The organism is Variovorax nivicola, assembly GCF_051216475.1.
GTDB lineage: Bacteria > Pseudomonadota > Gammaproteobacteria > Burkholderiales > Burkholderiaceae_C > Variovorax.
In genome coordinates, this window is record NZ_JBPJZK010000002.1 from 560,914 (window position 1) to 581,239 (window position 20,326).

At 66.8% G+C, this 20,326-nt stretch carries 21 protein-coding genes; 6 read left to right on the forward strand and 15 right to left on the reverse strand.

Annotated features, from left to right (window positions below; all coding sequences use genetic code 11):
* Window positions 1-56 precede the first annotated feature (56 nt).
* Together cgtA and proB are read left to right on the forward strand one after the other, a co-directional pair.
* Window positions 57-1,133 (forward strand): Obg family GTPase CgtA, encoded by a 1,077-nt coding sequence (cgtA, locus tag ACSFBF_RS11240; protein ID WP_435459348.1) that lies wholly within the window; start codon window positions 57-59, stop codon window positions 1,131-1,133.
* Window positions 1,134-1,198: 65 nt separating this feature from the next.
* Complete coding sequence (proB, locus tag ACSFBF_RS11245; RefSeq protein ID WP_435466881.1) at window positions 1,199-2,338, forward strand: glutamate 5-kinase; 1,140 nt, start codon at window positions 1,199-1,201, stop codon at window positions 2,336-2,338.
* 44 nt (window positions 2,339-2,382) lie between these two features.
* Here proB and ACSFBF_RS11250 read toward each other — a convergent pair whose 3' ends face one another.
* The gene (locus ACSFBF_RS11250) at window positions 2,383-2,976 is read right to left on the reverse strand and encodes a CNP1-like family protein (RefSeq protein ID WP_435466883.1); all 594 of its coding nucleotides are present in this window, start codon (window positions 2,974-2,976) and stop codon (window positions 2,383-2,385) included.
* Window positions 2,924-3,592, reverse strand: coding sequence for an RNA pyrophosphohydrolase (locus ACSFBF_RS11255; protein ID WP_093057451.1), 669 nt, complete (start codon window positions 3,590-3,592; stop codon window positions 2,924-2,926). The genes ACSFBF_RS11250 and ACSFBF_RS11255 overlap by 53 nt, the downstream gene beginning before the upstream one ends.
* Before the next feature lie 147 nt (window positions 3,593-3,739).
* Here ACSFBF_RS11255 and ACSFBF_RS11260 point away from each other — a divergent pair, with 147 nt between their 5' ends.
* Together ACSFBF_RS11260 and ACSFBF_RS11265 are read left to right on the forward strand one after the other, a co-directional pair.
* Window positions 3,740-5,485, forward strand: coding sequence for a proline--tRNA ligase (locus ACSFBF_RS11260; protein ID WP_435466885.1), 1,746 nt, complete (start codon window positions 3,740-3,742; stop codon window positions 5,483-5,485).
* Window positions 5,482-6,162 carry a lytic transglycosylase domain-containing protein gene (locus ACSFBF_RS11265; RefSeq protein WP_435466887.1) on the forward strand — a complete coding sequence of 227 codons (681 nt, stop codon included), beginning with the start codon at window positions 5,482-5,484 and terminating at the stop codon, window positions 6,160-6,162. The genes ACSFBF_RS11260 and ACSFBF_RS11265 overlap by 4 nt, the downstream gene beginning before the upstream one ends.
* Window positions 6,163-6,180: 18 nt before the next feature.
* Here the strand turns inward: ACSFBF_RS11265 and paeA are convergent, their stop codons facing one another.
* The 6 genes from paeA to hemA form a co-directional block, all read right to left on the reverse strand.
* Window positions 6,181-7,491: a polyamine export protein PaeA gene (gene paeA / locus ACSFBF_RS11270; RefSeq protein WP_258353232.1), complete on the reverse strand. Its 1,311-nt coding sequence runs from the start codon at window positions 7,489-7,491 to the stop codon at window positions 6,181-6,183.
* A 55-nt stretch (window positions 7,492-7,546) separates the two neighbouring features.
* Window positions 7,547-8,068: a cupin domain-containing protein gene (locus ACSFBF_RS11275; protein ID WP_435466889.1), complete on the reverse strand. Its 522-nt coding sequence runs from the start codon at window positions 8,066-8,068 to the stop codon at window positions 7,547-7,549.
* A gap of 16 nt (window positions 8,069-8,084) precedes the next feature.
* A complete protein-coding gene (gene grxD / locus ACSFBF_RS11280) occupies window positions 8,085-8,411 on the reverse strand; it encodes a Grx4 family monothiol glutaredoxin (protein ID WP_093057456.1) in 327 nt (108 codons plus the stop codon).
* A gap of 30 nt (window positions 8,412-8,441) precedes the next feature.
* Window positions 8,442-9,293 (reverse strand): peptide chain release factor N(5)-glutamine methyltransferase, encoded by an 852-nt coding sequence (prmC, locus tag ACSFBF_RS11285; protein WP_435467410.1) that lies wholly within the window; start codon window positions 9,291-9,293, stop codon window positions 8,442-8,444.
* A complete protein-coding gene (gene prfA, locus ACSFBF_RS11290; protein ID WP_435466891.1) occupies window positions 9,293-10,381 on the reverse strand; it encodes a peptide chain release factor 1 in 1,089 nt (362 codons plus the stop codon). Before prfA ends, prmC begins: the two co-directional genes overlap by 1 nt.
* Before the next feature lie 97 nt (window positions 10,382-10,478).
* Window positions 10,479-11,750, reverse strand: a complete 1,272-nt coding sequence (hemA, locus tag ACSFBF_RS11295) for a glutamyl-tRNA reductase (RefSeq protein WP_435466893.1) — start codon at window positions 11,748-11,750, stop codon at window positions 10,479-10,481.
* Between the two features lie 112 nt (window positions 11,751-11,862).
* On the opposite strand from hemA, the gene ACSFBF_RS11300 reads away from it, so the two are divergent.
* A complete protein-coding gene (locus ACSFBF_RS11300) occupies window positions 11,863-12,141 on the forward strand; it encodes a hypothetical protein (protein ID WP_258353236.1) in 279 nt (92 codons plus the stop codon).
* Between the two features lie 10 nt (window positions 12,142-12,151).
* Here ACSFBF_RS11300 and ACSFBF_RS11305 read toward each other — a convergent pair whose 3' ends face one another.
* From ACSFBF_RS11305 to ACSFBF_RS11320, 4 genes are read right to left on the reverse strand one after another with little or no spacing between them, the layout of a single operon-like run.
* Window positions 12,152-12,664: a GNAT family N-acetyltransferase gene (locus tag ACSFBF_RS11305; RefSeq protein ID WP_435466895.1), complete on the reverse strand. Its 513-nt coding sequence runs from the start codon at window positions 12,662-12,664 to the stop codon at window positions 12,152-12,154.
* Window positions 12,664-13,458 carry an ABC transporter ATP-binding protein gene (locus tag ACSFBF_RS11310; protein WP_435466897.1) on the reverse strand — a complete coding sequence of 265 codons (795 nt, stop codon included), beginning with the start codon at window positions 13,456-13,458 and terminating at the stop codon, window positions 12,664-12,666. Before ACSFBF_RS11310 ends, ACSFBF_RS11305 begins: the two co-directional genes overlap by 1 nt.
* Window positions 13,458-14,354, reverse strand: coding sequence for an ABC transporter permease (locus tag ACSFBF_RS11315; RefSeq protein WP_435466899.1), 897 nt, complete (start codon window positions 14,352-14,354; stop codon window positions 13,458-13,460). Before ACSFBF_RS11315 ends, ACSFBF_RS11310 begins: the two co-directional genes overlap by 1 nt.
* 21 nt (window positions 14,355-14,375) lie before the next feature.
* A complete protein-coding gene (locus ACSFBF_RS11320; protein WP_435467412.1) occupies window positions 14,376-15,302 on the reverse strand; it encodes an ABC transporter substrate-binding protein in 927 nt (308 codons plus the stop codon).
* Between the two features lie 266 nt (window positions 15,303-15,568).
* Here ACSFBF_RS11320 and ACSFBF_RS11325 point away from each other — a divergent pair, with 266 nt between their 5' ends.
* On the forward strand, window positions 15,569-16,039 hold the full coding sequence (locus ACSFBF_RS11325; RefSeq protein WP_435466901.1) for an Lrp/AsnC family transcriptional regulator: 471 nt from the start codon (window positions 15,569-15,571) through the stop codon (window positions 16,037-16,039).
* A 13-nt stretch (window positions 16,040-16,052) separates the two neighbouring features.
* On the opposite strand, the gene ACSFBF_RS11330 is transcribed toward ACSFBF_RS11325, so the two are convergent.
* The 3 genes from ACSFBF_RS11330 to ugpC form a co-directional block, all read right to left on the reverse strand.
* The gene (locus ACSFBF_RS11330) at window positions 16,053-18,485 is read right to left on the reverse strand and encodes a DUF3772 domain-containing protein (protein WP_435466903.1); all 2,433 of its coding nucleotides are present in this window, start codon (window positions 18,483-18,485) and stop codon (window positions 16,053-16,055) included.
* Between the two features lie 77 nt (window positions 18,486-18,562).
* A complete protein-coding gene (gene ugpQ, locus ACSFBF_RS11335; RefSeq protein WP_435466905.1) occupies window positions 18,563-19,309 on the reverse strand; it encodes a glycerophosphodiester phosphodiesterase in 747 nt (248 codons plus the stop codon).
* 3 nt (window positions 19,310-19,312) lie between these two features.
* Entirely contained in the window at window positions 19,313-20,320 is a 1,008-nt protein-coding gene (gene ugpC / locus ACSFBF_RS11340; RefSeq protein ID WP_435466907.1) for a sn-glycerol-3-phosphate ABC transporter ATP-binding protein UgpC, read from the reverse strand.
* Between the last annotated feature and the right edge of the window lie 6 nt (window positions 20,321-20,326).

The following is a 20,326-nucleotide window of genomic DNA, read 5'->3' on the forward strand; positions in this document are numbered from 1 at the left end:
GACCTGCCCGAGGCCCCGCATTGCCGGGGCTTCTTCATTTGTAAACTGGACATCCCATGAAGTTCGTCGACGAAGCCTTCATCGACATCGCCGCCGGCGATGGCGGCAACGGCTGCGTGTCGTTCCGTCATGAGAAGTACAAGGAATTCGGCGGCCCCAACGGTGGCGACGGCGGCCGCGGCGGCCACGTGTTCGCGGTGGCCGACTCGAACCTCAACACGCTGGTCGATTTCCGCTACTCGCGCCGCCACGAGGCCAAGCGCGGGGAGCACGGCATGGGCTCCGACATGTTCGGCGCCGCGGGCGACGACATCACGCTCAAGATGCCGGTCGGCACGATCATTTCCGATGTCGAAACCGGCGAGGTGCTGTTCGAACTATTGAAAGAGGGCGAAGTCATCACCATTGCCAAGGGCGGCGATGGCGGCTTCGGCAACATGCGCTTCAAGAGCGCCATCAACCGCGCGCCGCGTCAGAAGACGCCCGGCTGGCCCGGTGAAAAGCGCAGCGTCAAGCTGGAGCTGAAGGTGCTGGCTGACGTCGGCCTGCTTGGCATGCCGAATGCCGGTAAGTCGACACTGATCAGCGCCATTTCCAATGCCCGCCCGCGCATCGCCGACTATCCCTTCACCACGCTGCACCCGAACCTCGGCGTGGTGCGCGTCGGCCCGGAGCAGAGCTTCGTGGTGGCCGACCTCCCTGGCCTGATCGAAGGTGCGTCCGAAGGCGCCGGCCTCGGCCATCTCTTCCTGCGTCACCTGCAACGCACGCGCCTACTGCTGCATGTGATCGACATGGCGCCGTTCGACGACAACATCGACCCTGTCGCCCAGGCCAAGGCCATCGTCGGCGAGCTCAAGAAGTACGACGCCGCGCTCTACGAAAAGCCGCGCTGGCTCGTGCTCAACAAGCTCGACATGGTGCCGACCGAAGAGCGCGCGGCGCGCGTCAAGGACGTCGTGAAGCGCCTGCGCTTCAAGGGGCCCGTGTTTGAAATCTCGGCTCTCACCCGCGAAGGCTGCGAACACCTGGTGCAAGCCATTTATCAGCAGGTCAAGGCGCAGCAGGTGGCCGAGCACGCGCCGGTCGTCGTCGATCCGCGCTTCACGCCGCTGCCTTCCGAGGGCGCCTGAGCGGCCCTGCCAACAGATAGATAGACAGCAACCCACGCAGCATCCAAGACCGTTACAACCCGAACATGACCTCGAACTCCGGATCCACTGCCTTGCGGGATGCCCGCCGTATCGTCGTCAAGGTGGGTTCCAGCCTCGTGACCAACGAGGGACGGGGTCTCGACGAGGCCGCAATCGGCGAGTGGTGCCGGCAATTGGCTGCGCTGGTGCGCGAAGGGCGCGAGGTCGTGATGGTGTCGAGCGGGGCCATCGCCGAAGGCATGAAGCGCCTCGGCTGGCGCACCCGGCCGCACGAAATCAACGAACTCCAAGCGGCCGCTGCCGTCGGACAGATGGGCCTGGCCCAGATGTACGAAACCAAGCTGCGCGAAAACGAAATCGGCAGCGCGCAGGTGCTGCTGACCCACGCCGACCTGGCTGATCGCGAGCGCTATCTCAACGCCCGCTCCACCTTGGTCACGCTGCTCAAGCTGGGTGTGGTGCCGGTCATCAACGAGAACGACACGGTCGTCAACGACGAGATCAAGTTCGGCGACAACGACACGCTGGGCGCGCTCGTGGCCAACTTGGTCGAGGCCGATGCGCTGGTCATCCTCACGGACCAGAAGGGCCTGTACACGGCCGACCCGCGCAAGGACCCGGAAGCCAAGTTCGTGCACGAAGCCGCCGCGGGCGATCCGGCGCTCGAAGCGATGGCGGGTGGCGCCGGCTCCAGCATCGGCCGTGGCGGGATGATCACCAAGATCCTTGCGGCCAAACGCGCCGCTGGCTCGGGCGCCTCCACCGTCATCGCCTGGGGTCGCGAGGCCGATGCCCTGCTGCGCCTGGCGCGAGGCGAGTCCATCGGCACGTTGCTGGTGGCGCAGACCGCCAAGCACCAGGCCCGCAAGCGCTGGATGGCCGACCATCTGCAACTGCGCGGTGCCGTCGTCGTCGATGCGGGTGCGGCTGCCAAGGTGCGGGCCGAGGGCAAGAGCCTGCTGCCGATCGGCATGACCAGTGTTTCGGGCGAGTTTTCACGCGGCGACGTGATCGCGGTGCGCGATGTCGACGGCGTCGAGCTGGCCCGGGGTCTTGCCAACTATTCGAGCGTGGAGGCGCGCCTGCTGTGCCGCAAGCCCTCGAGCGAATTCGAGCGCCTGCTGGGCTATGTTGCGGAACCCGAGATGGTCCACCGCGACAACATGGTGCTGATGCCCAACTGATGATCCAAACAACAACGGGGCGCAAGGCCCCGTTGTTGTTTGGATTACTGCACTTCCCGCACCGGGTTGCGTATGTTCTGCACCATTTCCCCGATCGAGGCGCGCGGCGCATTGCCGCGGCACAGGGCCTGGGTCGACAGCGCCCGGGTGTAGCTGGAGTTCAGGTCGTTCAGGCGCTTCCACTCCGGCTTTGCGACGTCTTGCCAGGCGCCATTGTTGTAGCGCGCGTAGCTCTTCATTTCCGCCGTAGAGCAGCGCACGCCCTCATAGAAGGCGTTGACGGCGCCGCCGTTGCGGTTGTGCGCCACCACCACATAGCGCACGATCCCGTCGCCAGTGATTGCGATCGTGTTCGGGTCGACGCCGAACTTCAGGCTCATGTAGGGCGGCATCTCGATCGGCAGCAGACGGCTTTCGCTGAAGGCCGGCGGCGGCGGCGTTGCCGTTTCTTCCCATTCCCTGTCCGTTTCGGACCGCTTCGGCGGCGGCGGGCTGCCGGCCTGCGCCCAGTCGGGGTTGTCGGTGTCGTGCTGGCCCGAGGCGCAGCCCGCGAGGACGCCGAAGCAGATCAGAAGCAGGGCGCGTTCAGCGTTGCGTCGGAAGGAACGGCGCTTTGTTGTTATGGACAGGAGGTTCATCGCTCGCAGAAGGAATGTCGGGATGCGGATCGAAACTGCCGCCGGGCGGCAGGTCCAGTCCGGGAGGCGCCCCGGCGTCTGGCGAATGGCGCTCGAATTCTCGGGCGCGCACGTTGCTGCGCAGGAAGCGGTTGCGGAAATCCTGCCTTGGCAGGTAGCGAGCAAGCTCGGTGAGCGCCATCTCGTAGACGCCGCGCTTGAACTCGACGACCACGTCGAGCGGCACCCAGTAGTCGTGCCAGCGCCAAGCGTCGAATTCGGGATGGTCGGTGGCACGCAGGTTGAGATCCCAGTCGTGGCCGACGAGTTGCAGCAAATACCAGATTTGTTTCTGGCCCTTGTAGTGGCCCCGTGCGTCACGGCGGATGAACCGATCCGGCACCTCGTAGCGCAACCAGTCGCGGGTACGGGCCACGATGCGCACGTGCTCCGGATGGAGCCCCACTTCCTCGTGCAGTTCCCGGAACATGGCTTGCTCGGGACTTTCGCCGCGGTCGATGCCGCCTTGCGGAAACTGCCAGGAATGCGTGCGTATGCGTTTGCCCCAGAAAACCTGGTTTCTCTGGTTGAGCAGGATGATGCCGACGTTGGGCCTGAAGCCGTCCCGGTCGAGCATAATCAAACCCCAATTTTTGAACTGAGTCGATTATGCATGCCGGGTTGCCCTCGGCAAGCTGCCGATGCCAGGCTCTCAGGGTCTCTCCGGGGGAGCAGTCCCCCACTTCCCATTTTCGAATCCAGCGAATCCATCACACCGATCCCGATGAAAGCTTCCCGATTTTTTGTCTCCACCCTCAAGGAAGCGCCCGCTGACGCAGAGGTCGCGAGCCACCGGCTCATGATGCGGGCCGGCATGATCAAGAAGCTCGGCACGGGCATCTACACCTACATGCCCATGGGACTGCGCGTGATCCGCAAGGTCGAGGCCATCGTGCGCGAGGAGATGAACCGCGCCGGTGCCGTCGAGATGACGATGCCCGTGGTGCAGCCGGCCGAGTTCTGGCAGGAGACCGGTCGTTTCGAGAAGATGGGCCCCGAGTTGCTGCGCATCAAGGACCGGCATGACCGCGACTACGTGATCCAGCCGACCAGCGAAGAGGTCGTGACCGACATCGCGCGCCAGGAAATTCGCAGCTACAAGCAACTGCCGAAGAATTTCTACCAGATCCAGACCAAGTTCCGCGATGAGCGCCGTCCGCGCTTCGGCCTGATGCGTGGGCGCGAATTCATCATGAAGGACGCCTACAGCTTCGACCGCGACCTCGACGCCGCCAAGGCCAGCTACCAGACCATGGCGCAGGCCTACCGCAACATCTTCGACCGCTTCGGCCTGCGCTACCGCGCCGTGGCGGCCGACAGCGGCGCCATCGGCGGCGACCTGAGCGAAGAGTTCCAGGTGATCGCCGCGACTGGCGAAGACGCCATCGTCTACTGCCCCGACAGCGAATACGCCGCCAACATGGAAAAGGCCGAGGCACTGGCCCCGGCTGGCCCGCGCCCCGCGGCCGCCAAGGCGCTCCAGAAAACGCCGACCCCCGGCAAGAGCACCTGCGCCGACGTGGCCGAGCTGCTCGGTGTGCCGCTCTCGACCACCATCAAGTCGCTGGTGCTGGCCACTGACATCGTCGACGAGGCCGGTAATCCGAAGGGTTCGCAGGTCTGGCTGCTGCTGCTGCGCGGCGACCACGACATGAACGAGATCAAGGTCAGCAAGCTGCCCGGCCTGAACCAGGGCTTCCGCTTCGCGACCCTCGCCGAGATCGAGGACCACTTCGGCTGCAAGCCCGGCTACCTGGGCCCGCTGAACCTCAAGAAGCCCGTCAAGCTGGTGGCCGACCGCGAAGCCGCTGTCATGGCCGACTGGATCACCGGCGCCAACGAGGTCGACTTCCACATGACCGGCGTCAACTGGGGCCGTGACCTGCCCGAGCCCGACCTGATCGCCGACATCCGCAACGTGGTCGCGGGCGACGCCTCGCCCGACGGTAAGGGCGTGCTGGCCATCGAGCGCGGCATCGAAGTCGGCCACGTGTTCGTGCTGGGCACCAAGTACAGCAAGGACATGAACGCCACCTACCTCGACGAAGGCGGCAAACCGCAGTTCCTCGAAATGGGCTGCTACGGCATCGGCATCACCCGCCTGCCGGCTGCCGCCATCGAACAGAACCACGACGAGCGCGGCATCATCTGGCCCGACGCGCTGGCCCCGTTCACGGTGGTGGTCTGCCCGATCGGCATGGACCGCAGCCCTGAGGTCAAGGTGGCGGCCGAAGCGCTCTACGAAGAGCTGCTCGCCAAGGGCGTCGACGTGCTGCTCGACGACCGCGGCGAGCGCCCCGGCGCAATGTTTGCCGACTGGGAGCTGATCGGCGTGCCGCACCGCGTGGTCATCTCGGATCGCGGTCTCAAGGAAGGCCAGCTCGAATACCAGGGCCGGCGCGACACCGCGGCCACTAAGGTGCCTGTGGCCGGCATCGCCGACTTCATCACCGGCAAGCTCGCCAAATGAGCCTCGAGGGCGGCCTCTCGCGACGCCAGTGCCTGGGCGGCGCCGTGACGGCGGGCGCCCTCACCATGCTGTCGCTGCCGCAGACCGCCCTGGCCGGCGCGCAGATCGAGGAGCCGCTGATCGACTCGGTGCGCACCGCGCTGAGCTCGGCCATCCACAACAAGGCGCCGCCGGTGCCCCAGTTTGCGAACACCGAAGCCCGGCTGGCCTACCTGCGCTGGCTCGGCGAGATGAGCGAGCGGCTGAAGAAAAAGATCGCCGACGCGCCATCACGCATCGAGTTTTTGCAGACCGCCTGGTACGAAGCCAAGCGCTCGGGGCTCGAAGTGAGCCTGGTGCTCGGGCTGGTTCAGGTCGAGAGCAATTTCCGCAAGTTCGCGGTGTCGAGCGCCGGCGCGCGCGGCTACATGCAGGTCATGCCGTTCTGGACGCGCGTGATCGGCGACAGCGATTCGGCCAAGCTCTTCCACATGCAGACCAACCTGCGCTTCGGCTGCGTGATCCTGCGCCACTACCTCGACCGCGAGAACGGCGACCTGTACATGACGCTCGGTCGCTACAACGGCAGCCGGGGCAAGTCGCCGTACCCGAACGCGGTGTTCGCCAACCAGCGGCTCTGGGTGTTCAACGACAAGGAACGCGAGAAGGAAAAGGACAAAGACCGGTCGGCGGCCTGAGTCTGTCAGCCAGTCTGGTCAACTCGCCGGCGCCTTGGCGGTGCCCGAGCCCTTCGTGACCATCACCTGGTCGATGCGGTAACTGTCGACGTCCATCACCTCGAAGGTGTAGCCGCCCCACGTCACGTTGTCGGTACGCTTGGGTACGCGGCGCAGCATCACCATCAGGAAGCCAGCGAGCGTTTCGTACTCCTCGGCATGCGGCAGCTCATCGATGTGCAACGCGCGTTGCACGTCCTGAATGGGCGTGATGCCGTCGATGAGCCACGAGTTCTCGTCGCGCTGCACGATCTGCTCTTCGTCGGGCATCGACACCAGGTCGCCCATCACCGTGCTCATCACGTCGTTGAGCGTGATCACGCCCACCACCAGGCTGTATTCGTTGACGATGATTGCGAAGTCTTCATGCGCCTGCTGGAACTGCTCGAGCACCTCGGTCAGCGACAGCCGGTCGGGAATGACCAGCGCCTTGTGCAGCGGCAGGCCCTGGTCGAAGGCCAGCGGCTGGCCACTGAGCACGCGCTGGAACATGTCCTTGGCATCCACATAGCCCAGCACATGATCGATGTCGCCGTCGCAAACCGGGTACGCCGAGAAGGGCTCGGCCACGATGCGCGCGCGCAGCACCGACTCGGGGTCGTCGTGCAGGAACCAGGCGATGCTGTCGCGCGCGGTCATCACGCTGCTCACCAGGCGTGTTTCCAGCTCGAACACGTTGGCGATCACCTGCTGCTCGCGCACCGCGAGCACGCCGGCCCGGGCGCCGGCCTCGGTCATCGCGAGGATGTCGGCCGAGGTGATCTTGTCGTCGCGCACCATCGGCATGCCGAGCAGCTTGAACAGCAGGTCGGTGCAGCGCGTGAAGAACCACACCAGCGGCTTGAAGGTGGTGATCAGCAACTGCATCGGCCCGACCATGCGCACCGCCAACTGCTCTGGGTTGCTCATGCCCAGCCGCTTGGGAAACAGGTCGGCGAACACCAGGAACACCGCGATGATGATGATGAACGAGCACAGGAAAGCCGCACTGGCCGAAGCCTCGACGCTCAGCCATTTCTCGAAGAAGACCGCGAAGTACGGGCTGAGCGAGCCTTCGCCCACGACGCCGCCGAGAATCGCCACCGCGTTGAGCCCGATCTGCACCACGGTGAAGTAGTGGCCGGGCTGTTCCTGCACGCGCAGTACTTTCTCCGCCCGAGGGTCGCCTTCGTCGGCCATCTGGCGCAAACGCAGACGGCGCGACGCCGCCAAGGTGATTTCGGCAAGGGAGAAGAAGGCGCTCAGCGCAATCAGCAGCGCGATGATGAGCAGGCTTTGGGTCAGAGTCATGGTGGCACGTCGAAGACGGCCACCATGGTGCCATGACTCGGCACCGGAAAAACGCTCAGACCCCGCCGTGCGGGTGAGTCGGGTCGACCCAGAGCACCGATTCGGGTTTTTCCACGGGCTCGATGTCGAGGTTGACGGCCACTGCTTCGCCGTCGCTGCGGCACAGCACACATTCGAGCGTCTCGGTCGCGCTGGCGTTGATTTCCTGGTGTGGCACGAAGGGCGGCACGTAGATGAAGTCGCCCGGTCCGGCCTCGGCCGTGAACTCCAGCTTCTCGCCCCAGCGCATGCGGGCCCGGCCGCGCACGACGTAGATCACCGATTCGAGATGCCCGTGGTGGTGGGCGCCGGTCTTGGCGTCGGCGTGGATGGTCACGGTGCCGGCCCAGAGCTTCTGTGCGCCCACGCGGGCGAAGTTGATGGCGGCTGCCCGGTTCATGCCGGGCGTCTGGGCGGTGTTGACGTCGAGCTGGTTGGCCCCGATCACCCGCACGCCGTCGTGCTTCCAGGCCGGGGCGCTTTCGCCTTCATCGCCGTCATGCGAATGGCCGTGATCCGCGTCGTGATCGTGGCTCATGACCGGCTTCGTGGGTTCAGGCGGCAGCGCCGTTCACCACTTGCTGCAGTTCGCCCGATTCGTACATCTCCATCATGATGTCCGAGCCGCCGATGAACTCGCCCTTCACGTAGAGCTGCGGGATCGTGGGCCAGTTGCTGTATTCCTTGATGCCCTGGCGGATGCCGTCGTCTTCGAGCACGTTGACGGTCTTGAGCGTCTTGGTGTCGACGCCGACCGCCTTCAGGATCTGGATCGCGCGGCCCGAGAAGCCGCACATCGGAAAGCTTGCATTGCCCTTCATGAAGAGCACGAGGTCGTTGGTCTTGACGAGGTCGTCGATGCGTTGCTGGGCGTCGGACATGGGGACTCCTGAAAAAATAGGCTGGGGGGATTATTTCACCGTGCGCCAGATTCCGCCGGAACAGCGCTGGATGCCGGCGAGGTCGTCGCGGCTTTGCACTTCGGCGAAACCGCGCGCGGCGAGCAACTGGCGCACTGCGGCGGCCTGGTCATGGCCGTGTTCGAGCAGCAGCCAGCCGCCCTCCGCGAGGTGGGCGGGGGCGTTCTGCACGATCTGGCGGATGTCATCGAGGCCGTCGGCACCTGCAACCAGCGCCGAAGAAGGCTCGTGGCGCAGCGCGGGCAGATGGGGGTCGCCGGCGGCGATGTACGGCGGGTTGCTGGCGATGACCGTGTAGCCGCTGCCGGCGCCGTCGAGCCAATTCGCCTGGGCAAAGCGCACGGGCAGGCCGAGGCGCCGGGCGTTGGCCTGGGCGACCGCGAGTGCGTCGGCGCTCGCGTCGACCGCATCGACCTGCGCATCGGGGCGGGCATGCTGCAGGGCCAGCGCGATCGCGCCGCTGCCCGTGCCGAGGTCGAGCGCGCGCGGAGCGCCATGGCCTTCGAGACACTGCAGGGCCCATTCGACCAGCGTTTCCGTGTCGGGCCGCGGCACGAGCACGCGGGCATCGACTTGCAGGTTGAGCCCGTGGAATTCCTTCTCGCCCAGCAGGTAGGCGACCGGCTCGCCGGTGCGGCGGCGCGACAGTTGCGCGGCCAGCGCCGACCACGCCGCGTCGGGCATCGCATCGGTGTCGTGCGCCAGCAGCCAGGCCCGGTCGTGCGGCGCGCGGCCCAGCGCGTGCAGCAGCAGCAACTGCGCGTCGAGCCGGTCGATGCCCAGGGCGACAGCCGCGGTCAGCGCCTGCGCCACGGTCGACGGCAACGGGTTCTCGGTGGTCATCATGCCGGCAGGCTCGATTCCAGCTCGGCCAGCTGCTCGGCCTCGCGTGCGGCGCGCAATGCGTCGAGCACGTCGCCGAGGTCGCCTTCCATGATGGCGAGCAGCTTGTAGAGCGTGAGGTTGATGCGGTGGTCGGTCAGCCGCCCCTGCGGAAAGTTGTAGGTGCGGATGCGGTCCGAGCGGTCGCCGCTGCCGATCAGCCCCTTGCGCATTGCCGCGTCCTTGGCGGCGCGCTCGCTGCGTTCCTTTTCCTGGATGCGCGCCGACAGCACTTGCAGCGCCTTGGCCTTGTTGCGGTGCTGGCTGCGGTCGTCCTGGCATTCGGCCACGATGCCGGTCGGAATGTGTGTGATGCGCACGGCCGAGTCGGTCTTGTTGATGTGCTGGCCGCCGGCGCCGCTCGCGCGGTAGGTGTCGATGCGCAGGTCGGCGGGGTTGATCTGCACTGCAACCGTTTCGTCAGGTTCGGCCAGCACGGCAACCGTGCAGGCGCTGGTGTGGATGCGGCCCTGCGTCTCGGTGGCCGGCACGCGCTGCACGCGGTGGCCGCCCGATTCGAAGCGCAGGTGGCCGAACACGTCGTTGCCGACGATGCGGATCACCACTTCCTTGTAGCCGCCGAGCTCGCTCTCGCTTTCGCTCACCACCTCGCAGCGCCAGCCGGCGCGCTCGCAGTAGCGCGTGTACATGCGCAGCAGGTCGCCCGCGAACAGGGCCGATTCGTCACCGCCCGTGCCGGCGCGGATTTCGAGGAACGCGTTGCGCGCGTCGTCAGGGTCCTTGGGCAGCAGCAGGCGCTGAAGCTCTTCTTCGAGCTGCACCAGCTCGGCCTCGGCGCCCGCGATTTCTTCCTTCGCCATCTCGGCCATGTCGGGGTCGTCGAGCATTTCCTTGGCACCGGCGATGTCGGCCTCGCGCTGACGGTAGCGCTCGTAGCGGCCCGCGATCTGCGTGACCTCGGCATGCTCGCGCGAGATGGTGCGGTACTGCGCCATGTCGCTCATGATGTCTTCGCGCGAGAGCAGGAAGTCGAGCTCGCCCAGGCGCTGGGCGTAGCGTTCGAGTTGGTGGCGAAGAAAGGATTTCACGGAGGAGAGAGGCTCGAAAAAATGGGAAGGTGCTGCCGTGCGAGGGCAGGGCGCATGAAAGCCGCAGCCGTTCAGGCCGGGCCGCCGACGAGCGTCGCTAACGCTCTTTGCGCAGGAACAGGCGCGAGATCGTCTGCGCCGTCTGCTCGCGCGAGGCGGCATCGCCCGCGTGCAACTCGGCCATGGCGCCATGCATCATCTTCTGCGTGAGCCCGCGCGACATGGCTTCGAGCACCGCATCGACCGATTCGCCCTTGGCCAGCAGCTTGCGCGCGCGCGCCATTTCGGCGGCACGCCATTCGTCGGCCTGTGCGTTGAGCTGCTGGATCAGCGGCACGGTGCCGCGCTGGCCCAGCCAGTGCATGAAGCTCTGCACGCCGGCATCGATGATCACTTCGGCCTGTGCCACTGCGGCCTGGCGGTTGGCCTGGCCCTGTTGCACGACCTGAGCGAGGTCGTCGACGGTGTAGAGATAGATGTCTTCGAGCGCCTTCACTTCGGGCTCGATGTCGCGCGGCACGGCCAGGTCGACCATGAACATCGGTCGGTGCTTGCGCGCCTTGAGCGCACGCTCGACGGCGCCCAGGCCGATGATCGGCAGCGTGCTCGCGGTGCAACTCACCACGATGTCGAACTCGGCGAGCCGCGAGGGAAGGTCGGCCAGCCGCATCGCCTCGCCGCCGAAGCGCGAGGCCAGCTTCTCGCCGCGTTCGAGCGTGCGGTTGGCAATGGCAATCGACTTCGGGTCTTTGGCCGCGAAGTGCGTGGCCGCGAGGTCGATCATTTCGCCCGCGCCGACGAACAGCACGCGCGTTTGGTGCAAATCTTCGAAGAGCTGTCCGGCCAGGCGGACTGCCGCGGCGGCCATGCTGATGGAGTGCGCGCCGATCTCGGTGGCAGTGCGGACCTCTTTTGCGACGGCAAAGGAGCGCTGGAACAGTTGGTTCAGCGTGCTGCCGAGCGCGCCGGCCGTCTCGGCCGCGCGCACGGCGTCTTTCATCTGGCCGAGGATCTGCGCTTCGCCGAGCACCATCGAATCGAGCCCGCTGGCCACGCGGAAGGCATGGCGCGCGGCTTCGTCGTCGTGCAGGGTGTAGGCATGCGAGCGCAGCAGGGCGGGGGCCACGCCGCCGCTGGCCGCCAGCCAGCCGAAGGTGTGGTCGAGCGCGGCGTGTTCCGAGGCGCAATAGATCTCGGTGCGATTGCAGGTGGAGATGATCGCGGCCTCGACCTGGGGGTGGCGGCCGGAGGCAAAGGAACTGCGCAGGCTCTGCAGCGTGGGGGCGATCTGGTCGAGCGCGAACGCGAAACGACCGCGCAGATCGAGCGGCGCGGTCGTATGGTTCAAGCCGAGAGCCCAGACTGACATGGCCGTGATTATAAAATCAGCAGCCGCACGAGGCTCGCCGAGGGACAAATGGCTTTCCCTATGACAGCCATAACCTTCGACGCATGTTCCGGCACATGCGAAATCCCCTCTGATGGACCTGCTGGCCCTCCTGAACCACCTGCTTAATTTTGTAGCACCCGCGGCTTTTCTGGCTCTGGTGCTGGCCTTTGTCGGGCGGTTCCTGGGCGGCAACCGCGCTGGCGTCCCGCGCTGGTGGGTGCAGTGGGCGCTGACCTTTGCGGCCGGCGTGGGGGTGTTGGTGGTCGGCCTTGCCGTGTTCGGGCGCGACGGGGCGATGGTGACCTACGCCGCGCTCGTCGTGGTCTGCGGCACTGTCCAGTGGCTGGCGATGCGCGGCTGGCGCCGCTGACAAGCGGTCGTCAGTCCAGCCGGCGAACCATGTAGACCGATTCGCCAGGGTAGGTGGCGAGCCGGGCTTGTTGCCCCGGGCCGGCGGGCTGCGTGGCCGCATAGCCCTGGCGCTGCCAGAAACCCACCGAGGATTGCACCGACACCAGCGTCGAATGCCGCCAGCCGGCCTGTGCCGCGTGGGCCCAGGCATGGCGTACCAGTAGGGGCCCCAGCCCCACGCCCGAGGCGTCCGGATGCACCGCCAGGTCGTGCAGGTACAGCGAATCGGCCTGCGCCGCCACTTCGAACTCCCCGTGCAGCGGCGTGAGCTTGCCGGCCACCGACGGATACCCCGCCAGATAGGCCCGCACGCCGCCTTCATGCCCGGCCATCCAACCCGTGTACGGCGCTGCAGCGAGCCGCCTTGCGATCAGCGCGCCGTCTTCCACGAACCCCGCGCCGTAGCAGGCGAGCTGGATCGCGAGCACAGCGTCGAGGTCGTCGGCGCGCATGCCGCGCACGAACGGGGCGTCCAACACCATCAGGCGAGCAGCAGCTTGTCGTCGTCCAGCTTCTCGCCGCGCGTCTGCTCGAACATGCGCAGCAGGTCGGGCACATCGAGCCCCGAGCGCTGCGGTCCGGCCACGTCGAGGATCACCTGGCCCTCGTGCAGCATCACCGTGCGCGAACCGTAGTCCAGCGCCTGGCGCATGCTGTGCGTCACCATCATCGCGGTGAGCTGGCTGCCTTCGACGATCTTGGCCGTCAGTTCCAGCACGAAAGCGGCGGTCTTCGGGTCGAGCGCGGCCGTGTGCTCGTCCAGCAGCAGGATGCGCGAGGGCTTGAGCGATGCCATCAGCAGGCTCACCGCCTGCCGCTGTCCGCCTGAGAGCAGGCCGATGCGGTCGGCCAGTCGGTTCTCCAGCCCCAGCTTCAGGATCGACAGCTTCTCGCGGAACAGCTCGCGCAGGTTGCGGTTCAGCGCAAAGCCGAAGGCCCGGCGCTCGCCGCGCTTCCATGCCAGCGCCATGTTTTCCTCGATGGTCAGCGCCTCGCAGGTGCCGGCCATCGGGTCCTGGAACACGCGGGCCACCATGCCCGAGCGCTGCCAGGCGTTCAGGCGGGTCACGTCCTTGCCGTCGATCTCGATGCTGCCCTTGTCGACGATCAGGTCGCCGCTCACCGCATTGAGAAAAGTGGACTTGCCCGCGCCGTTCGAGCCGATCACGGTGACGAACTGGCCAGTCGGAATTTCCAGGCTCAGGCCCCGCAGCACGCGGTTCTCGATCGGCGTGCCCGGGTTGAAGGTCATCTCGAGTTGTTGGGCGCGCAGCATCAGTTCTTCCCCTTGAAAAGCCCGCCCAGCTTGCGCTTGTAGGCTGGCACCAGCAGCGCGAACGCCACCAGCACGGCCGTCACCAGGTTCAGGTCTTGCGCCTGCAGGCCCATGAAGTCGGTGTTCAGCGCCATCGCGATGAAGAAGCGGTACAGCAGCGCACCCAGCACGCAGGCCAGCGTGGTGATGACCATGCTGCGCGCGGGCAGCAACGTCTCGCCGATGATCACCGCGGCCAGACCGATCACGATCGTGCCCACGCCCATCGAGATGTCGGCCGTGCCCTGGCTCTGGGCGAACAGCGCGCCGGCCAGCGCCACCAGCGCGTTCGACAGCGCCAGGCCCGCCATGGTGTGGAAGTCGGTCGAGATGCCTTGGGCCCGCGCCATGCGCGCGTTGCCGCCGGTGGCGCGCATCGCCAGGCCGGCTTCAGAAGCGAAGAACATGTCGACCAGGATCTTGGCGACGATCACGATCAGCAGCAGCAACAGCGGCTTGGCCCACTGCTCGGGCATGCCGCCGAAGTCGACCATGGTGAACACCGTGGGTTCGGTGATGAGCGCCACGTTGGGCTTGCCCATCACGCGCAGGTTGATGGAGTACAGCGCGATCATCACCAGGATGCTCGCGAGCAACTGCATGATCTTCAGCTTCACGTTGAGCCAGGCCGTGACCCAGCCCGAGACCGCGCCGGCCACGCAGGCCACGGCGGTGGCGGCCACCGGGTTCCAGCCCGCGACGATCAGCGTCGCGGCCACGGCGGCGCCCAGCGGAAAGCTGCCGTCCACCGTGAGGTCGGGAAAGTTGATGATGCGAAACGACATGAAGACGCCCAGCGCGACCAGTCCGAATATCAGACCGATCTCGATGGCGCCCAACGAAGCGATGAGCGACATGAGAGAAAAAGGCTCGCGTGCTTACTTCGTGCTCACGACCTTGGCGGTCTTCAGCAGCGATTCGGACAGCGTCACGCCCTGCAGCTTGGCCGCGCCGGGGTTCACCACCAGCTCGAAGTTGGTGCTGGTCTGCGAGGCGATGGTGCCGGGCTTCTCGCCCTTGAGGATGCGCACCACGATCTTGCCGGTCTGGCGGCCGATGTCGCTGTAGTTCAGGCCCAGTGCCGCAACGGCGCCGCGCTCCACCGTGGCCGTGTCGGCCGCCACCACCGGCAGCTTGGCCTGCTGCGCCACCTTCACGATGCCCTCGAAGGCCGAGACCACGTTGTTGTCGGTGGGCGTGTAGATCACGTCGGCCTTGCCGACCAGGCTCTGGGCGGCGGTCGGCACGTCCACCGTGCGGGCGGCGGCGGCTTCGACCACGGTCATGCCGGCGTCGGCGGCCGCCTTTTTCAGCGAGGCGACGATGGCCACCGAGTTGGCTTCGCCGGGGCTGTAGATCACGCCGATGCGCTTGGCGTTCGGCACCACCTGCTTGATGAGGCCAACGTGCTTTTCGAGCGGCGACAGGTCCGACACGCCCGTCACGTTGGTGCCGGAGGGCTCCCAGTTCTTCACCAGCTTGGCGGCCACCGGGTCGGTGATTGCCGAATACACCACCGGAATCGTCTTGGTGGCGGCCACCACGGCCTGCGCCGACGGCGTGGCAATGGCGACGATCGCGTCGGGCGCGTCGCCCACGTACTTGCGGGCGATCTGGGCGGCGGTGCCCACGTTGCCCTGCGCGCTTTGGTAGGTGAACTTGAGGTTCTTGCCTTCTTCGTAGCCGGCGGCCTTCAGCTCGGCCTTCACGCCGTCGCGCACGGCGTCCAGCGCCGGGTGCTCGACGATGGCGGTCACGGCCACCGACTTGATGTCGGCCGCGAACGAAGGCGCGGCGGCCAGCATGCCGAGGGCCAGGGCCACTGCGCTGAAGGGTGTGCGAAGCAAAGCGTTTTTCACGTGAGGGTCTCCGGATTGGGGGATGGGTGCGTCTGAGTGGGGCCGCCGGCAGGAGCCGGGGCGGGGAATTCAGCGGCGCGGGATCGCGGCATGCAATCCCGGCAGCTTTGGAGTCTAGATCGTACTTTGCACAATTAAGGTGCATGAACGGCTCGGGCTTACCCCGCTTTACGCCATAAAATTGCATCCAACTGGTGCATTGGGAGACAAAATTGCATGAGATCGAACTCGACCGGATCGACCGGAGGATTCTTGAGCACCTGCAGGCGCATGGTCGCGCGTCGAACCTGGAGCTTGCCGAGGTGGCCAATCTCTCGCCGGCCCAGTGCCTGCGGCGCCACCGGCGGCTGGAAGAACTGGGGCTCATCAACGGCTACGCGGCGCGGCTGAACGCGCGCCACATCGGGCTGGGCGTGATCGCCTTCATCCACGTGACCATGGCGCGCGGCCATGTCGACGAACTGCCCAAGTTCCAGGACCTGATCGCCGACCTGAAGCAGATCCTGGAGTGCTATTCGGTGACGGGCGACTTCGACTACGTGCTGAAGGTGGTCGCGCAAGACCTGGAGGCGCTCTCGCAGTTCCTGATGCACACGCTGATGCACATGCCCGGCGTGTCGGCGGTGCGCTCGAGCGTGTGCCTCAACGAAATCAAATTCACCACGGCGCTGCCGCTGGAATGACTGCTGAAGAGCCTCAGCTCGGCATGCCCGGAATCGGCGAGGCGGGCGACGAAGGCACGGAGGGCGTGGCGAGCGCTTCCGGCGCGGCAGCCGTCATCACCATCGTCGGCACCGCCAGCGGCAGCGAGGCCTTCTTCAGCTCGTCGAGGATCACGAACAGCAGGTCGCTGCGCACGCCGCCCGCGAGCCGCGGGCTCGCCACATAGGCGATCGCCTGGAAGATCAGCAGCCCGTTCTCGATGCCCTCGAGCGTGAGCGACGGCGCCGGGGTTTCCAGCACGCCTTCGTGCGCCTTGCAGGCCGCGAGGATCAGGTCGCGCACACGCTGAGCGTCGGTGGTCAATGGCATCGGCAGGCGGATCAGCACGCGGCCTTCGGCATTGGCCAGCGTCATGTTGCGCACGGTCTTGGTGATGAACTCCGAGTTCGGCACGATCAGTGTCGAGCGGTCGCCCAACTGGATTTCGGTGGCGCGCACGTTGATGCGCCGCACGTCGCCCTCCGCCGTGCCCAGCACCACCCAGTCGCCCACCTTCACCGGCTGCTCGGCCAGCAGGATCAGCCCCGAGATGAAGTTCTGCACGATGGCCTGCAGGCCGAAGCCGATACCCACCGACAGCGCACTCGCCACCCACGCGATGCGCTCGATGCCGATGCCCAGTGCGGAAAGCGCGAACGCCACCACCAGGATGCCGCCCACGTAGCCCAGCAGCGTGGTGATGGAACTCTGCATGCCCGGCTCGAACTTCGTGTTTGGCAGGTAGGCTCGTTCGAGCCAGCGCTTGAAGATCCGCAGCACGACAAAGCCCACCACCGCCACCCCGATAGCGCTCAGGATCGCGCCCGGCACCAGTTGGAACTCGCCCACCTTCACGCCGGTGCCGAACTTGCCGCTGCGCTGGAACACCTCGCCCGGCCCCGTGCCCAGCGGCGCGGCCAGCGCTATCAACATGTAGAAGAACAGCGCCACCCGGCTCAGCGCCGACAGCACCGTGGCGACCTGGTCCAGCGTCTGCGGTGCAAGGTTGAAGCTCTTCTGCAGCCGCTGGCCGAAGGCGGCGCGCGACGACACCGTGGCCATGAACACGTCGTCCGCGAACTTGAACAGCACGTAGAAGGCCGCCGCCACGATGCCGCTCCAGGTGAGCTGCGAGGCCAGGAAGCTCGCGAGCGCCACGTAGCCGACGGCCACCAGCACCCAGATCGCGATCATCAGCGCGCCGATCAGCGCCACCAGCAGGCCGACCCACATCGGCCGCTCGGGCAGGCCGGCCTCGGCCGCATCGGCGCGCAGCGGCTTCACGACGTAGAGCACTGTGGCGACCAGCGCCGTCAGCACCAGTGCCGTGAGCACGTGCGTGGCCACCACGGCCGCGAAGCTCGCGTCGATCAGCGCATTGACCTCCGCCGGGGTCCACGCCAGCGCAGCCACCAGCGCCACCAGCCAGGGCAGGGCGGCGAGCCGGGAGGCCATGGCGTCGGGAATCGGCGGCAGGCGCCATGAGGGCCGGCGCGTGGCCAGCAGCCCGCGACCCAGCCCGATCACGAAGGCCATGAACACCAGCGCCTGCGCCGTCGAATTAAGTACCTTGCGCGCCTGCGACTCCCAGGTGGCGAATTCTTTCAGCACCTCGACGAAGCCGTGCGCGGCCACGGCCACGAGCAGCACATGACTGGCGACGATGCCGATCACCAGCACCGAGCGCCGCAGCCGCCCTGCCGGCAGGACGCGCGCGGCCAGCCGGGTGAGCAGGACTTCGGCCGCCCAGTTGCCGAACACCGCCAGCAGCAGCGCTGCGACCAGGGCCGCGATCACCTGCAGGCGTGTTTCGGGTTGCGTCGCGGCCACCAGGCCGTCGTTCACCGAGGACACCATCGCCTTCAGCCGTGCCTTGTCGTCGGGCCAGGCCTCGCGCAGGTCGTTCCAGAACTCGGCAGTCAGCGGCGAGGCCGCGCGCTCGGTGAGTTGGGCCTCGAACAGCGCCCGGCGCTGCGTGACCAGTTCGGTGCCGCGCTGCCGCACGTCGACCGACAGCAGGCGCGCAAGGCGGATGTCGGCGTCCAGCGCGTTGCGCTCCTTGGTCAGGCGCGCGCGCTGGCGGGTGATGTCGGGGTCTTCGGTGGCGCCAGCGGCGGGCGGGTTGCCGAGTTCGCCGAGCCGGGCGTTGAGGTCGGCGAGCTCACCGGTTCGCGCGGTGACGAACTTGTCGGCCTGGGTGCCGATGTCGTTGATCTGCGCGAGCAGCTTGCGCGCGTCTTCGTCGGTCTCGGCGGCGGTGCTGAGCTTGGTGAACTGCTCGCGCAGTTCGGCCACTGTGGGGGCGGGGGCTGCTGCGGCCGCGGCAGCACTGTTGGCGTTGCCGCCAAGGTCTGGCTGCGCCGAGGCGCCGCCGCACATGCACAGGGCTGCGAGGCAGAAGCTCGCGAAGCGTAGGGTCCAACTCATGGCCGCATCATAGAAGCCGCCATTTCGTAAGAGCCGGTAAGAAGTAAGTGCGTAGGTGCAGCCTCAGCCGCGCAGCTTCAGCCGGCGGGGCTGAACAGGTCCACCCTGTCGGTGATGATGCCGTCGGTGCCCAGGTCGATCAGCCGCTGCGCGGCCCACTCGTCGTTCACCGTGTAGCTCAGCGCGCGCAGGCCTGCGCCGTGCACTTGCGCCACCACCGCCGCGTCCCACAGCGCATGGTTGCAGACGATGGCCACGCAGCCCAGCTGCTGCGCGGCTTCGAGCCAGTCGTTCCACAGCGTGTCGAGCAGCAGGCCGCGCGGCAACTCGGGCTGCACTGCCTGCGCGCCTTTCAGCGACTCGACTTGAAAGGACGTGAGCAGCGGCGGCACGGTCGCGCCCTGCCACAGGCGGGCGGCTTCGCGCGCCACCACTTCGCCGGTTTCGCGCTCGACGCCGGGCGTCGGCTTGATCTCAATGTTGAGCAGGTGCCCGTTGGCCAGGCAGAAACGCGCGATGTTTTCCAGCGTGGGCAGTGGCTCGCCCGCGTAGCTGCGCGAATGCCAGCCACCCGCGTCGAGCTGCGCGAGCTCGCTCCAGGGCTGCGCGCCGCCGATGCCATGGCCGCTGGTGGTGCGGCCGAGCGTGGCGTCGTGCATGAGGAAGACCACGCCATCGGCGCTGAGCTTGGCGTCGCACTCGAACATGCGGTAGCCATGGGCAGCGCCGAGCTTGAAGGCCGCAAGCGTGTTTTCGGGTGCCAGCTTGCCGGCGCCGCGGTGCGCGACCCAGCGGGGATACGGCCAGGGTGTCGACAAGGCCATCGTTCAGTCTGCGCGTTTGCCCGAACCGGCGTCGAACCAGTGCAGCTTGTCTTCGCGCGCCGCGATTTTTACCGTGTCGCCCGCGACCGGCGGATGGTCGCCTTCGTCGGTGCGCATGATGATCTGCTCGTCGCCGATGCGGCCGTACACCAGGCGCTCGGCGCCCAGCAGTTCGACCTGCTCGACCTGCACCGTCCAGCCGCTTTCGTCGAGCTTCATGTGCTCGGGGCGAATGCCCAGGATCTGGCCCGGGCGCACGCCCGGCGCGTGCCGCAGCAGGTTCATCGGCGGCGAGCCGATGAAGCTCGCCACGAAGGTGGTGGCGGGGCGGTTGTACACCTCTTCGGGCGTGGCGAACTGGTCCATCACGCCGCCGTTCATCACGATGATGCGTTGCGCCAGCGTCATGGCCTCGACCTGGTCGTGCGTGACGAACAGCGAGGTGATGCCGAGCTCGCGGTGCAGCTTCTGGATTTCGAGGCGCGTTTGCGCGCGCAGCTTGGCGTCGAGGTTCGACAGCGGCTCGTCGAACAAGAACACCTGCGGCTGGCGCACGATGGCGCGGCCCATGGCCACGCGCTGGCGCTGGCCGCCGGAGAGTTCGCGCGGCTTGCGCTCCAGCAGGTGGCCGAGTTCGAGGATTTTCGCGGCCTTGTCGACGCGCACCTTGATCTCGGGCACCGGCACCTTGAGGATCTTCAGGCCGTAGGCCATGTTCGCGAAGACCGTCATGTGCGGGTAGAGCGCGTAGTTCTGGAACACCATCGCGATGTCGCGCTCGGAGGGCTCGAGGTTGTTCACCACGCGGTTGCCGATGGAGATCTCGCCGGCCGAGATCTCCTCGAGGCCGGCCACCATGCGCAGCAGCGTCGACTTGCCGCAGCCCGAGGGACCGACGATGACGATGAATTCGCGGTCGGCGATCTCGGCGCTCACGCCGTGGATGACCTGGTTTGCTTTCGGCCCGTGGCCGTAGCGCTTGATGACGTTGCGTAGAGAGAGAGCAGCCATTTTTCG

Bases quoted from the DNA above. Each gene is read 5' to 3' on its own strand.
- cgtA (WP_435459348.1), top strand. From the start codon at position 57: ATGAAGTTCGTCGACGAAGCCTTCATCGACATCGCCGCCGGCGATGGC.
- proB (WP_435466881.1), top strand. From the start codon at position 1,199: ATGACCTCGAACTCCGGATCCACTGCCTTGCGGGATGCCCGCCGTATC.
- ACSFBF_RS11250 (WP_435466883.1), bottom strand. From the start codon at position 2,976: ATGAACCTCCTGTCCATAACAACAAAGCGCCGTTCCTTCCGACGCAAC.
- ACSFBF_RS11255 (WP_093057451.1), bottom strand. From the start codon at position 3,592: ATGCTCGACCGGGACGGCTTCAGGCCCAACGTCGGCATCATCCTGCTC.
- ACSFBF_RS11260 (WP_435466885.1), top strand. From the start codon at position 3,740: ATGAAAGCTTCCCGATTTTTTGTCTCCACCCTCAAGGAAGCGCCCGCT.
- ACSFBF_RS11265 (WP_435466887.1), top strand. From the start codon at position 5,482: ATGAGCCTCGAGGGCGGCCTCTCGCGACGCCAGTGCCTGGGCGGCGCC.
- paeA (WP_258353232.1), bottom strand. From the start codon at position 7,491: ATGACTCTGACCCAAAGCCTGCTCATCATCGCGCTGCTGATTGCGCTG.
- ACSFBF_RS11275 (WP_435466889.1), bottom strand. From the start codon at position 8,068: ATGAGCCACGATCACGACGCGGATCACGGCCATTCGCATGACGGCGAT.
- grxD (WP_093057456.1), bottom strand. From the start codon at position 8,411: ATGTCCGACGCCCAGCAACGCATCGACGACCTCGTCAAGACCAACGAC.
- prmC (WP_435467410.1), bottom strand. From the start codon at position 9,293: ATGACCACCGAGAACCCGTTGCCGTCGACCGTGGCGCAGGCGCTGACC.
- hemA (WP_435466893.1), bottom strand. From the start codon at position 11,750: ATGTCAGTCTGGGCTCTCGGCTTGAACCATACGACCGCGCCGCTCGAT.
- ACSFBF_RS11300 (WP_258353236.1), top strand. From the start codon at position 11,863: ATGGACCTGCTGGCCCTCCTGAACCACCTGCTTAATTTTGTAGCACCC.
- ACSFBF_RS11305 (WP_435466895.1), bottom strand. From the start codon at position 12,664: ATGGTGTTGGACGCCCCGTTCGTGCGCGGCATGCGCGCCGACGACCTC.
- ACSFBF_RS11310 (WP_435466897.1), bottom strand. From the start codon at position 13,458: ATGCTGCGCGCCCAACAACTCGAGATGACCTTCAACCCGGGCACGCCG.
- ACSFBF_RS11315 (WP_435466899.1), bottom strand. From the start codon at position 14,354: ATGTCGCTCATCGCTTCGTTGGGCGCCATCGAGATCGGTCTGATATTC.
- ACSFBF_RS11320 (WP_435467412.1), bottom strand. From the start codon at position 15,302: ATGCTGGCCGCCGCGCCTTCGTTCGCGGCCGACATCAAGTCGGTGGCC.
- ACSFBF_RS11330 (WP_435466903.1), bottom strand. From the start codon at position 18,485: ATGAGTTGGACCCTACGCTTCGCGAGCTTCTGCCTCGCAGCCCTGTGC.
- ugpQ (WP_435466905.1), bottom strand. From the start codon at position 19,309: ATGGCCTTGTCGACACCCTGGCCGTATCCCCGCTGGGTCGCGCACCGC.
- ugpC (WP_435466907.1), bottom strand. From the start codon at position 20,320: ATGGCTGCTCTCTCTCTACGCAACGTCATCAAGCGCTACGGCCACGGG.